The following is a 12,736-nucleotide window of genomic DNA, read 5'->3' as shown; positions in this document are numbered from 1 at the left end:
ATCGCGCCATACACGGCCCGCCCCGCCACCTGGGGGTGCGCCCCCACGAGGTCGCGCGGCGGAGTTCGTGGCGACGAGGGTTGTCCCATGTCGACGCCGGCAGATGCCATCCCACATGTGCGCACCACTCCCTACCTGCGCACACCACCCGAAGGAAATTTCTTGTTCGCTCGTTCCGCCACCGTTTCGGCCGTAGTGCTTGCTGGTTGTCTCGTCCTCACGGCCTGTGATCCCGCAGAGCCGGCAACAGACGGCGCGAGCTGGCCGGCTTCCGCCTCGCCGAGCAGCTCTGCCGCGGAGCCCTTCGCGGGCAAGACTCCCGAGGAGATCCAACAGCTCGCATACGAGGAGACCCGGACTGCCACGTTCAAGAAGTTCCGAGGTCATGCGTCTGGCGACGGGATGACCGGCACAATGCAGCTCACGTTCGTGAACGTGGATTGCGCAGGCACGGTCAGCGGCGAAGGCTTGGGCAAGACGGAGATCCATGCCACGCCCAAGGTCCTCCATGTCAAGCGCGACCCGGAGGCGTGGCGGGCCACCCTGAAGGCCACGAAGGCCCAGGAAGACGTCGTGGTCAACCGCATCGGCAACCGTTGGATCAAGCTGGATGCCGAGCACTCGGACGCGAAGACCATCGCCTTCAGCTGCCAGCTGCGCGACCCGAGCATCCTTCTGGAAAAGGAGTCCCCTGAGATCTCCCGGGGTGGTTCCGCCACCGTCGACGGCCAGCCCGCGATCATGCTCACCTACCCAGGTACCAACGGCGGCACCGTCACCGACTACGTGGCAACGCAGGGCCGCCCCTACCTGCTCAAGCGGACCGAGACGGGCCGGCAGCCGACCGAGTTCACGTGGTATGACTTCGAAACCGTCACGCAAATCCGGCCCCCCGCTGCCAGCGAGGTCGTGGACGCCGGCGAGCTCTGAGCCAACGCCGTAATCGGGACCCCGAGGGCCAACCGACGGGCACGCGGACCAGGTGGCCGTCCTCGGCCGCCGCCGGGACCTGCCGGACCCTGGTCGACCGGCACGTACCCCTAGGCCCGGACCAGGCCGCCCGCCGCCTGGGCATCCGCCGTGTCGACTTTACCGACCGCGTTGTGGGCGTTCGCTTCGCTCGTTGGGGTCGCTGTTGGCGTCGTCCCGTGTCCATTTACTGACCGGCTCAGTTGCCTGCTCGGTGTACGGGACGAGGAGGCGACGGCGTGCGGAGCGGGATGGTCCTGGGGGACCTTCGGGTACAGCCGATGAGGCGGGCGGGCGGGGGCTGGTCGTACACGATCGTGCGGCCCGACGGCTCCGTCGACGAGGAGGCGGACAGCTTCCTGCGGTCGTACGAGGGGCGGGGTACGCAGAAGACCTATGCGTACTACCTGGTGGACCACCTACGGTGGCGGGCTCGGGAGCGTCTGGCGACCGAGGCCGTGTCGCTGCGTGACCTGCACCGCTACATGGGGGCGGTCGGCGCCAGGGTGGCAATGCCCTTCGGTGAGCCATGGCGGACACCGCCGAAGCGCCCGTACGGATCCTCAGCCCTCCAGTTGGCAGCCTCGTGCTTGAAACGCTTCTACCTGCATCAATGTGGGTCCGGGGCCAATCCAGAGCTTCGATCAGCTCTGGACGTGCGTGAGCTGCCTATACAGAGGGACCGGGACCGCGCTTTGCTCGGACACGTGATCGCCTCGGTGCCATCGAATCCGCTGGCACCGCGCCAGGGCACCCGTCGCCGGCACCCGAAGATGCTTCCGGACGGGGCACGCCCGGAGTTGTTGCCGGTCGTGAACACCGCGCGGGACAGGATGGTCGTCACCTGGCTGTCCGACACGAGCCTGCGGATCGGGGGCCTGACGGGGCTGCACCTGGTCGATCTACACCTGCGGGAGAACGCGGCCTGCGGAGAGTGCCGGAGTCCGCATCTGCACGTCTGCCACCGATGGGGGAACCCCAACCGGGCGGCGGCAAAGACGAAGCCTGACTGGCGCATGACCAGTGGTGTGATCAGCGGTGGTGAGATCTACCGGGTGAGCCCCGCGATGATCAGCAGCTACTTCGAGTACATGACGACGGAGTACGCGAAGTACGCCGCCGGGCACGGCATGCTCCTCATCCAGTTGTCCGGTCCGAACCTCGGCGAGCCCTGGTCAGCGGACGCAGCCCGCGGCATGCTCCGACGAGCCGGCCGCCGGGCGGGCCTGCCCGGACGGATCAAGCCGCATGCCTTCCGGCTCACTTTCACCTCGGCGATCCTCGACGCCTCCGGCAACGACTCATTCGTTGCGAAGGAGGCCGGCAACTGGGCCTCGGCGCAGACCGTCGACGAGGTCTACGGTCACCCGGATCAGCACTCATCGGAGTTCATCCACGCCCTGCGAACGGTCTGGGGTGAGGAGGAGTGACCGCCCTGCCGTTGGTGCCCGCCGGCAGCCCACATGCGAAGCGCACGGTCACCGACCGGCTCGAGATGCTGCAGGCGCTGATCCACGCACCGGACTTCGACCCGCTGCTCCGTCCGGACGCCATCCGTGTCCCGTCGGCGCACGCGGCCTACGGCTGGTCGTGCCGGGTTCCGGACTGCGGACGGTCGAAGATGACCGGCAAGCAGTTCTGCCACGTCCACGACTGCGAGTGGCTCGCCTGCCTGAAGAACGGCGGGCACATCGGTGACTTTCTCCAGTCCGCCAAGCCGCTCATGTCGGTGAGATGGCTGGTCGCCCAGTCGTGCCTCCTCTGTCCGGACGTGCCCGCCAAGGGCCAGGAAGGCATGTGCTACCTGCACACGGAACGCTGGATCAGCTACCGCAAGATCCGGCGAGACAAGGGCCGGCAAGCCGACTTCCAGACCTGGCTGGCCACTCAAAGACCATTCCCGGGGTTCGGGAAGTGCCAGGTCGTGCCCTGTCCGTCGGTCGCCGACCACCCGCTCGGCCTCTGCCGCCAGCACCACCATCGTTACGTCAATGCGGGCAAGCCCGGCGGCGCCGCGCTCCCGCCGGTCTGGACACCGCGGGACCTTGAGCGAGGCGACCTGCCGGTGGTCACCTACACGCACGAGGCCGCTTTCCGCTCGTGGTGCGCGGCCACCCGCCCAGTCTCCCGGATGAACGAGCTCTCCCTGCTGGGCCTGCGCCCTTTGGTGAGGGCGGAGATCAAGTGGACGATGTTCCGTCACACGCAACGGCCAGACGTCGGGCGGAACTGGTCGATCTCCTGGCTTCAGCACGTCGCTGACGAATGTCGGGAGCAGAACGTCAACTCCCTCGCGGACTTCGATCTGTCTCAGGCAAGACCGCACACTGGGCACATCGTCAAGATCATGCTCGGCTACCTGCGGCACGTCTACTTCACCCGCAAGGACACCAAGGACGCCGGCTTCATCGACACCGAGTTCTACGGCGTCCGCATCCGTGACCGCGGCACGGTGGTCGATCTGTCCGCCGTCACGCAGCGCTGGCTCCGCGACCTCCTCTGGGACCTACTGGACGCCCGGCTCACCGCCGATCCGCCCCGCAGCAACAGCACTCTCACCCGTCCCCGGCGAGGATGCGTCGAGCTCAGCGCCTTCCTCGAAGCACAGGCCCCCGACGGCGGTCACGACCCCCGACTGCTGGCCAAAGACCACGCGGTGGATTTCGTGAACGACCAGCGGCACCGCAAGCAGCACGGGCTGAAGTCCCTCGGCCTCTACGAGAACGGCAGCAGATTCGAACAGCGTCCGGTCACCAAAAGCACCCTGGCGACCACCTTCAGCGGCGCCCGCGATGTTCTGAGGACGGCCCTGGAATCCGGCGACGCCGAACCTATCGGCCTGGCGCGAGAGTTCATCATCGCCATCCCCTTGTCCCCTGCGAAGTCGGGCCGGCGCCGTCCGTTCCCTGACGACGTCGCACGCGCCCTGGCCAACGAGGACAACCTGAGACGGCTCGAGGACTTCGACCCGGACGACCGCGGGATCCGCGATATCTGGGAGGCCCTCGTCTTCACCGGCCGTCGCGGCCGCGAAGTCTCCAGTGTCCGGCTGGAGTGCGTCAGCAAGGTCAACCGCATCCCGCTGTTCTGGCACGACCAAACCAAGGTCGGCAACTTCGACCAGGCCATCCGCATCCCCGAGCGGCTCTACGAACGGATCCAACGCCGTCAGGCCAAGACTATCTCCCGGTTCGTCCAGCACCACGGACGACAGCCGACCAGTCAGGAACGACACGAGCTCGCCCTCTTCCCGCGGCGGTCAGCCAACGCCAGCGGGAAGCACAGCGTGACCCACGCCTGGTTCGGCTGCTGCTTCCGCAACTGGGTGGACACCCTCGACCTCGGGCACTATGTCGCCCACCAGGCCCGGCACACCCTGGCCACCAATCTGCTGCGCAACGGCGCCAACCTCACGCACGTCAAGCGCTACCTCGGCCAGGTCTCCGAGAAGATGGCCGAGCACTACGTCCACCTGGCCAACACCGACCCCCGTCTGAACGACGCGCTGAACGCGGTCTGGGTCGCCGGCCCCGGAGCATCCGAGCCGGGCCTCCTCCTGTCCGACAGCGAACCCATGACGCGAGAGCAAGCCGAAGCCCTAGCCATCGACCTCACCCGCAAATCCACCCCGGCCGAAGGCGGCTTCTGCACCTTCCAACCCGTCGTCGACGGCGAGGCCTGCCCCTGGAACATGGACTGCCACAACTGCGACAAGTTCGTCCTGTCCGGGGCCGACCTCGTTTACTGGCACCGCAAGCGAGAGCAGTGGCGCATGCTCGCCGAACGTGCCCCAAACGGCGCCACCGCCGACTACCTGCACCAGGTCTTCGAGCCCACAGCCCGCGCGATCGACGGCCTGGAGAAGGCCCTGTCCGCCGTCGGCCTCCTGGACGAGGCCCTCGCCCTCGACCTCCGCCGACCACAGGACTACTTCGGACGCGTCTGGTCCACCGCCTTCCGCGCACACGAGCTCGCCCGCCACGAAGACCACGAGGACACCGACGTTCTCCACGAAGACCACGGCACGGATGCATCATGACCTCCGCCCCCGACCAAACCGCAGCAGCGACGGCCGCCCGCCGACGCCAGGCCCAGGACAAACTCGTGCGCGTCGAGAAGGCCATCAGCCAGCTCCGGCGCGAGCGCAGCCGGCTCGCCGTCCGCGCGATCGCCCAGCGCGCAGGCGTCTCCGCCACGTTCCTCTACGAGAACGCCGATGCCCGCGGCCTCGTCCAGGCCGCCGTCACCGACAGCAAAAGCCGCCACGACCGAATCACCCAGGACGAGCACGAGCGCATCGAGGCATCGTGGCGGGAGCGAGCGCTCAACGCCGAGGAGCAACTGACCATCTCCCACAACGAGATCCTCGCTCAACGGCAGCGGATCGGGGAACTGATGGGACAGCTCAGAGACTTCGAACAGATGGTTCCCGGCGAATCCGTCCAACGGATCACCACCGAGAACACCACCCTCAAGCGCCGCGTCCAGCAGCTGTCCCAGGAACACCGAGCCCTGCAAGAACGACTCGAAGGCGCCCGCTCCAACCTGCGTTTCTCCGACAAGCGGATCGCCGCACTTGAGGCTGAACTCCTCGAAGCCCGTCAGCGTTGAAGTCCATTGCCTGCCGGGGCGTGAAACTGTGATGATCGCCAGGCAGATTCGTGGAGCGCTGATCGGAGAGTTGCGTGGGCGACAAGTGGGGCCTCTTCCTCGGAGAAAACAAGATCAGTGCGGGGAAGAACCACATCCCAGCGAAGCTCATGACCATCTTCCAAGAGCATGACAAGTACATGGACGAGGAGTGGGCGAGCCAGGTCGACGCGATCAACGCAAGGGACGTCAACCTGATTGACCCGCTTGATGAGACCGGGGCTCCACCGGAGGCATACGAGGGCATGCCAGGGTGGGAGGAGTACGTGGAGGCCGTCGAGGGTGACATGAGCAGAGCCTTCGGCTACTCGGCCACGGTGGAGACGGTGGCGAAGCGACTGAGCCTGATGGGGTTCACACCGCACCGCTCCAAGCAGGAGATGAGCAGTTGCCTCCGGGAGCTTCGCGAGTTCGACGGCGACGACGCCATCTACGTCCGGGAGCCGGGGGGCGACCGAGCACGTTCGCCACACGATCGACTGCGAGGAAGCGGTCGAGATCGGCCTGCACGCGTTGATCACTAGCTTCAAGTCGACGGAGGTGAAGGAGCCCCTGACGGGCCTGGAGGCAGCCTGCCTGGACGCCCTTGAGCTGTTCCGGGAACACGACGAGGACCCCCGGACACTGCTCGCCGCACTCCTCGACGGCCAGGCGACCGACACAATTGTCCGCCTCGACCTGCACGATCTCCTGTCAGCCGGCTACTTCACCCGGCACGACACTGTCTCAGAGGTCGCGCTCCAGGAGCTGGCGGTGGAAATGGCAAGCAGCGGACCGATCATTGTCATGACCGAGGGGACGACCGACGCCCGGTTCCTCAAGCGGGGACTGCAGATCGTCGCCCCCGACCTCGCGGGCTACTTCACGTTCCTCGATCCCGACGCGAAAGCCGCAGGTGGCGCCCCTGAGCTGGTGAAGAGCCTGCGGGCCTTTGCAGCCGCCGGGATCATGAACCGCGTCATAGCACTGGTCGACAATGACGCCGCAGGACGTCAGGCCGTGAATACACTGTCGAGCGCCCCGTTGCCCGGACGGTTCAAGGTCTGCCTGCTGCCCGATCTCGATTACGTCAAGGACTACCCGACCCTCGGACCCACGGGTGACACCCGATACGACATCAACGGTCGCGCGTGTTCCGTGGAGTTCTACTTCGGCCTCGACTGCCTGCTGACAGCTTCTGGCGATCCGTTCCCAGTCCGCTGGACCGGCTACAACAACGCCATCAACGAGTATCAGGGTGAACTTGTCCCGCGCGACAAGAAGACCGTTCAGGAACGGATCGACCAGATGCTCACCAGCGCCGAGGCCGGCGGGTCATCGCTGGACGACCGATGGGACGCCATGCGCAAGATCGCGCAGACCATCATCGCCGCTGCGGAAAGCTAGCCCCAGCCCCGCGTCCCTGACATCTACGCGACGTATTGCCCCAGGTCACGTCCAATCCGTGAACCCTTGTGGTCGGTAAAGTCGACTTTGACCAGGTGGTGCGGCTCGGGTGGCTGTCCCCGGTCGGCTCGGCGGACGTCGACTACAAGCGGGAGGGCGGGGTGACCACGGTCCCCCTCTACTCCACCTTCCCTGTTGGATTGGTGTGTTGAAGCCGGTCTAGCAGGGAGTGCGATATCGGGGTGGCGACAGTTCTGTGTGCCGTCGGGAGATCCGACGGACCCACCGAATCTGGCTGGATGGCAGGACTTGCCGGAGCGCGAGGCCTCGGTGGGGATCCGGCCGGGCACTCCGATCCTGCTGAGGCCGGACTACGGCGTTGATGAGCGGCTCGCCCTGTACGTCTCCAGTCGTCCGTTTTGCGGTTACGAGCTGGAGACCAAGCGGAATTACGCCACCGATCTCTGCTTGTTCTTCAACTTCCTGTGGTCGCGAAAGAAGGACTGGACACAGGCCACAGAGGTTGACGTACACGACTACCAGTACTGGCGGCAGGAAGCGCCCAGTAACCCGCGTCGGGTCGGTGGATCGAAGTGGAACCGCGAGCTGGCCGCTCTCTCCAGCCTCTACACGTGGGCGACCAGGCGATCCCACGGCTTCATCACGGACAGCCCCATCGAGACCCAGCCGGTCCTCGGACGATACGGAGGGCTGGTGAGGGCGGCTGCGCTGAGGGCGAAGGATGCCAAGGGCAGCAACGTGCACTGGCTCACGCCGAGAGCTTTCCGTCGGTGGGTGGATGTGGGGCTGCGCGGCTATGGCCGGGCCGGACTGCCGCCGACGCGGCATACAGGCCGGTTGGAGGACCGCAATGTCGCCTTCGCGCACCTGCTCTACAGCTCAGGGATGCGCCGGCTGGAAGGGGCGTCGCTGCTCACCTTCGAGGTGCCCTCGCTGCAGCTGGAGGGCGGCCGGTACTACGTGGGGCGCCTTGCGGCCGCGGTGACTCGGTCGAAGAAGTCGCGGACGTTCTACGTCTCGGCTGATGTCGTCGGGGAGATCGAGAACTATAGGGAGGCGGCCCGCGCTGCGGTGATCCGCAGGCTCAGGCCATGGGCCGGTACGACATGGTGCCGGGGGTGCGGCTGGTCACCATGGTCACGGGCGGCCCGCGCCGGGTCGTGCACTGGCGCGGCCACAACGGCATGAAGGGCGAGACCGCGCTCAGCCGGGCCGGTGCCAGGGAACGCATGCTGTTCTACACGGAAGGACCGCGGGGGCCGGAGCCGTTGTGGTTGTGAGCAGGACGGCACCGACCTCCTCGCCCGTCCCTACCGTGAGCGCCGGCGCATCCTCGAGGACCTCTTCGACACCCACCAGCTGAGCCCGCCGTGGACGCTGTGCCCGATGACCACCGACCTCGCCAAGGCAAGGGAGTGGCTGGAGACGTGGACCGACGTCTCCGGAGTGGAGGGGATCTTGGTGAAGGGAATGAACCAGCGCTACCTCCCCGGATCGAGAGCCTGGTACAAGATCAGACGCCGCGACACCACCGAGGCCATCATCGGCGCCATCACCAGCGCCCTCGCCCGGCCCAGCTCCTCGTCCTCGGCCGCCATGACCACCACGGCCGCCTCCGCGCCGTTGGCCGGACGGTACCGCTGCGCCCGGACGCGGCCCAGCAGGTCGCCGAGCACCTCACCGCTGCCGGCCCGGAACATCCCTGGACCGGGGTGAAGTTCTCCTCGGCGTGGGGGAGCCGCGAGGCCCTCGACGCGGTCCTTGTTCGCCCCGACCTCGTTGCGGAGATCAGTGCCGACGTCGCGATCGACCGCGGGGGCGTGTACCGGCACCCGGTGCGGCACGTGCGCCTGCGCCTGGACGTGAGCGTCGAGGACGTGCCTCGGTTCGGCGGGGGCATGAGGCCAGCGCACTACTCCGTCCATGTCGAAGCCCGGCGCCCCGACGGCACCCGGCACCCCCTGCTCCGCCTCGGCCCGTTCACCCAGTGCGCCCACACCGACCGCGATGTCGACCAACTCAACGCACAGCTGACACATGCCGCCCCGGGTACGCAAGTGCTCGCGGCGTCGGCTGTGCCGTTCGACTTCAGCGACCTCGAAAGCTACAGCGACCCGTACGAGAGCGACTCCGCCGCACGCCTGGCCGCCGCCGTCGACGGGCCCGACCACCCACTCGGCATCGATCTGAGCGCCTGAGCACCCGAAGCGGCCCCCGCCATCCGGCTCGATCCGGGTGGCGGGGGCCGCCTTTTGCGTTTCTGAAGCCGTTAGGCCGCCGCCAGCGATAACGCCGTTATGGGTGTCCGGTCTCAATCAACGTGACTCACGATCATGCCCTGACCTGCGGTGGTTCAACTTGAGTGAGACGGCCGACGGGCGTCGTCTTAAGAAGGCACTTCCTCGTTCCCGACCACGATCCGGCCAACCCCAGCCGAAAGCGCAGATCAGCGGCTACCCGAGGGCCCAGCCGCTCCAGCAGCAGCCGGGCGACGTCTGGTAGTTCCGGTACCAGTAGCCGGTGGTCCCAACGCCGCCAACCGACAGCGCGCCGTTGGAGAGGACCGACACATACGGTCCGTCCGTGAGGACTCCGCCCAGGCCTCCCCATCCGCTCCAGCCTCCGCCGGCCGAGACCTGCCAGATGTTGTACAAGGCGTTGCCTCCCCCGCGGGCGAAGACTTCAAGCCGACCGTCGGCATTGCGCGCGCCATCGATGCTGGTCACCCAGCCGCCGAGGCTCGCCCATCCGCTCCAGTTGCCGCCGGGTGAGAGTTGCCATCGGTGGAACAACGCGTTCCCGGGGCCGATGGCAAACTGCTCAAGGCGCCCGTCGCTGTTCCTTAGCTCGAAGGCGGCGATGTTCTCCACGTGAACATCGCCTGCGGCCGCCGCCACGCGTGGCTGTGCCGAGGCCGCCGCTGTCGCGGGTGACGCCACCAGCATCATCCCGACCATCAGTAAAGCTGCAAGAACCGTTCCAGCTATCGGGTTTCTGACTTTCAACGCTACTTCCCCGTTTCAATCCGAGAGCCGGTGGACCTACCCGTACCACCAAGCGCCCCCACCGACATGACACTCGTTGGACGAGTGGACAGCATCCGCGGCGCGGACGCTCCCGGGGGACGTTGCAGACGATGCGCGTGTGCAGGTGAGTTCCCCGGGTTCCCCGAGTGTGACCTTCACCGGCACAGAAAGTCATTGACGGTCAGTGCCAGGCGCTTGACACTGCGCGCCATCTTCGGACTGCTCCCGCGCGGTCGCCTGCAGCCGTACGCGACAGGCCAGCGGGCTGATCCCGTAGGCGGCTTTGAACGCCCGGCTGAATTGGGCAGGGTCCGGGAACCCCCATCGTGTCGCGATGGCATGAACAGGGCGGGTCCGTAGAGCCGGATCGCCCAGGTCACGCCGGCAGCGATCCAGTCGGCGCGCGCGTATCCATCCGGCAACGGTCGCGTCGTTGGCACGGAACAGCCGGTGCAGGGTCCGGGTGGACACCCTGTTCGCGGCCGCGATCACGTCCGGGGACAGGCCCGGGTCTCCCAAGTGCTCGTGGATGAAGGCATGGATGCGGGCCAACAGAACCCGCTGATGGGACTCGGGCGGCATCCGGCTGTCTGCTTCCACATGGTGGGCGAGCAGAGCCGCGACCAAATCCAGGGTCACGGTGGCCAGCCGCGTCCCGTCGGCCGGGCGGTAGTGGCTGCTTCCCTTGGCCAATTCCCGCACATGCCGTGATATCAGCCGACCCAGCCCGTGTGAGCCGGGTAACGGCACCATGCGCAGCTTCTCCACCTCGGCCGCCCGAAGCGGGAGGAGTGTCCGGGGAAACGCCAACATCACGCCCGCGTGACGGTCTCCCTTCCCATGGGCAGCCATCCGATAGGGATGCGAGTTGTCGTAGAGGACTAAGCCACCCGCCTCCAGTCGATGGTCGATCGAGCCTTGCGACATATCGACGTGCCCGCGGAGGTTCAGCCCGAAGTGAAGGAGATCGGGATCCGACGCGCGGATCAGCCGGGCCGTTCGGTGCGCCACCAAGGACGGGTGCGTCACATGCGATACCTGGACCGCGCCGAGGTCCACTACACGCATGCGCGCCCTGAAGTCCGCCGTGTGTTCACTGCGAACCTCGATGGGCACGATCGACTGCTGAACGGTCTCGTGCCAGAACTCGAAGCGCTCCTTCGGCGGCAGGTCCTCAGTCCGCAGCAACAGATCCACCATTGTTTGGCCCCCCGGTATTGACGGACACCCCGTGAGCCAGCGGACCGGCTCGTGGCGCAGGAACTATCGGACCGCTGGCATGAAGCTCCATTCTTGACACCAGAAGGTGCTGCAGGGTTGTACGGCCGGACCCGACGTCACCGACCATGCGTCGAGAACTGGACATCCTGCTGGAGGCAGTGAGCATTGCAGTGGGCCACCGCCTCGGACTGCATAACGACCAGCTCCGGACCATCGTGATCGTCGGCGCCGGCGACAAGCGTGGGCGGGACCGGGTCGTGCCGTAGAAAGTGCCTTCCTGCTGGTACGACGGTGACCTTGGACGAGCCTCTCGTCCCAGCTCAGAAGGGGCTTTCGCTTTCCGATCACGATCCAGTCCAACCCCGGGTGAAGCGAGCAGGCTAAGACATCAGGTCACGGGCCGCAGACTATGCGGTTACACCCACGCCCAGTGGCAGCCCGACAGTAGCCGCGGAACGCTGGAAGACTGGACATGTACACCACCGGCATACCGCTTCCAAATGCCAGACAGGCCCGCACGATGTCCGCGACGGTCGGCTCAGCGGCCGCCACAACCCGGGGATGCGGAGCAGGCACGCACTCAAGTTGAGGCATCTCACCGAAATCCGGAGTTGGGTCAGCCTCGTGACCTGCGGTGTCTCAGTCAACTTGGAGGTGGCTCAGGTTGAGTGAGACTGGCCCACCTTCAGCGAGACCGGACAGGCCGTGATCATTTTGGGCAAACAGGTGAGAACTTGGCGCTCATTGTGCGACCATGAAGGCACCTTGCTAACTCGCTAACTCGCAGGGTGCGTTGGGGCTGCCGACTCGTCGCGTGGATCCAGTGCACCTCTGTCGGGACCGTGCGAAACTCCCGCCCGGTCTTCGTTCGTAGCGGAGGCACCAGCTGGCCCCTCAAAACTTCTTGTCACCGTCCGGGGACACGTTCGTACCGTGTCCACCAGCGGGCTTCCCTGCTGTCTCGGTGGTGCCTCTTCTTCGGTGCGCGCCGAGCACTCCCCCCTAGGAGTCCCGCGATGGCTTCATCGCTTTCCGCTGCCCGGGCTATCGACTTCCTGTGCGAACACACGCTGAGCAAGAGCCGTGTGATGGCCCTGCTGGCTCACGACAACGGCCCTAGCTCCCTGACCGCTGTCCTGACCTGCAAGGACCCCGACCACGCCTACGAGGCGGTCGGTATCCTGCGCCGAGTCCTCGCCTGCCGCGACGTCACCACTGTCGAGGATGAGCTAAAGGCCCTCACGGCCGAGATGCCGGACGCCCCGGCCAGCTCGCTGCGCCAAGCCGTCGGCCAGGCCGCGAGCGGCAACTGGAGTGCAGACCCCAGCACGCTGTTCGTAGTGTCGGAACCAGAGCCGGACCCCTCCGAGGACGACCCTGCCAACGCGGCGGTCCGCGGTCCGGTCAGCCATCCCCGGTTGCAGGACCTCCCGGGCAAGGTGGTGCGGATCTCCCATCTGTAC

13 protein-coding genes are annotated in these 12,736 nt (G+C 66.6%); 11 read left to right on the top strand and 2 right to left on the bottom strand.

The features are described 5' to 3' along the window. Positions 1 to 87: 87 nt before the first annotated feature. The 9 genes from ACIPUC_RS00150 to ACIPUC_RS00110 all read left to right on the top strand — a co-directional run bounded on the left by ACIPUC_RS00150 (position 88) and on the right by ACIPUC_RS00110 (position 9,224). Positions 88 to 930 (top strand): hypothetical protein, encoded by an 843-nt coding sequence (locus tag ACIPUC_RS00150; protein ID WP_446585925.1) that lies wholly within the window; start codon positions 88 to 90, stop codon positions 928 to 930. 290 nt (positions 931 to 1,220) lie between these two features. Then, entirely contained in the window at positions 1,221 to 2,399 is a 1,179-nt protein-coding gene (locus ACIPUC_RS00145) for a tyrosine-type recombinase/integrase (protein ID WP_446585924.1), read from the top strand. Beyond that, positions 2,396 to 5,008 (top strand): tyrosine-type recombinase/integrase, encoded by a 2,613-nt coding sequence (locus ACIPUC_RS00140; RefSeq protein ID WP_446585923.1) that lies wholly within the window; start codon positions 2,396 to 2,398, stop codon positions 5,006 to 5,008. The genes ACIPUC_RS00145 and ACIPUC_RS00140 overlap by 4 nt, the downstream gene beginning before the upstream one ends. Next, a complete protein-coding gene (locus ACIPUC_RS00135; RefSeq protein ID WP_446585922.1) occupies positions 5,005 to 5,580 on the top strand; it encodes a DUF6262 family protein in 576 nt (191 codons plus the stop codon). Before ACIPUC_RS00140 ends, ACIPUC_RS00135 begins: the two co-directional genes overlap by 4 nt. Before the next feature lie 74 nt (positions 5,581 to 5,654). After that, positions 5,655 to 6,143, top strand: coding sequence for a hypothetical protein (locus tag ACIPUC_RS00130; protein WP_446585921.1), 489 nt, complete (start codon positions 5,655 to 5,657; stop codon positions 6,141 to 6,143). A 16-nt stretch (positions 6,144 to 6,159) separates the two neighbouring features. Continuing rightward, the gene (locus ACIPUC_RS00125) at positions 6,160 to 7,005 is read left to right on the top strand and encodes a hypothetical protein (protein WP_446585920.1); all 846 of its coding nucleotides are present in this window, start codon (positions 6,160 to 6,162) and stop codon (positions 7,003 to 7,005) included. Positions 7,006 to 7,314: 309 nt separating this feature from the next. Next, positions 7,315 to 8,214, top strand: coding sequence for a site-specific integrase (locus tag ACIPUC_RS00120; RefSeq protein ID WP_446585919.1), 900 nt, complete (start codon positions 7,315 to 7,317; stop codon positions 8,212 to 8,214). 27 nt (positions 8,215 to 8,241) lie between these two features. Beyond that, complete coding sequence (locus ACIPUC_RS00115; RefSeq protein WP_446585918.1) at positions 8,242 to 8,742, top strand: ATP-dependent DNA ligase; 501 nt, start codon at positions 8,242 to 8,244, stop codon at positions 8,740 to 8,742. Continuing rightward, entirely contained in the window at positions 8,739 to 9,224 is a 486-nt protein-coding gene (locus tag ACIPUC_RS00110) for a hypothetical protein (protein ID WP_446585917.1), read from the top strand. Before ACIPUC_RS00115 ends, ACIPUC_RS00110 begins: the two co-directional genes overlap by 4 nt. Before the next feature lie 255 nt (positions 9,225 to 9,479). Here ACIPUC_RS00110 and ACIPUC_RS00105 read toward each other — a convergent pair whose 3' ends face one another. Further along, positions 9,480 to 10,031 carry a hypothetical protein gene (locus ACIPUC_RS00105; RefSeq protein WP_446585916.1) on the bottom strand — a complete coding sequence of 184 codons (552 nt, stop codon included), beginning with the start codon at positions 10,029 to 10,031 and terminating at the stop codon, positions 9,480 to 9,482. A gap of 192 nt (positions 10,032 to 10,223) precedes the next feature. Next, the gene (locus ACIPUC_RS00100; protein WP_446585915.1) at positions 10,224 to 11,252 is read right to left on the bottom strand and encodes an AraC-like ligand-binding domain-containing protein; all 1,029 of its coding nucleotides are present in this window, start codon (positions 11,250 to 11,252) and stop codon (positions 10,224 to 10,226) included. 146 nt (positions 11,253 to 11,398) lie between these two features. Between ACIPUC_RS00100 and ACIPUC_RS00095 the strand changes: the two genes are divergently transcribed. Then, complete coding sequence (locus ACIPUC_RS00095; RefSeq protein ID WP_446585914.1) at positions 11,399 to 11,539, top strand: hypothetical protein; 141 nt, start codon at positions 11,399 to 11,401, stop codon at positions 11,537 to 11,539. A 750-nt stretch (positions 11,540 to 12,289) separates the two neighbouring features. Beyond that, on the top strand, positions 12,290 to 12,736 hold a 447-nt coding region (locus tag ACIPUC_RS00090; RefSeq protein ID WP_446585913.1), incomplete at its 3' end, for a hypothetical protein.

The organism is Streptomyces sp. LARHCF249 (assembly GCF_052871255.1).
This window is presented reverse-complemented; position numbering and strand designations above follow the sequence as displayed.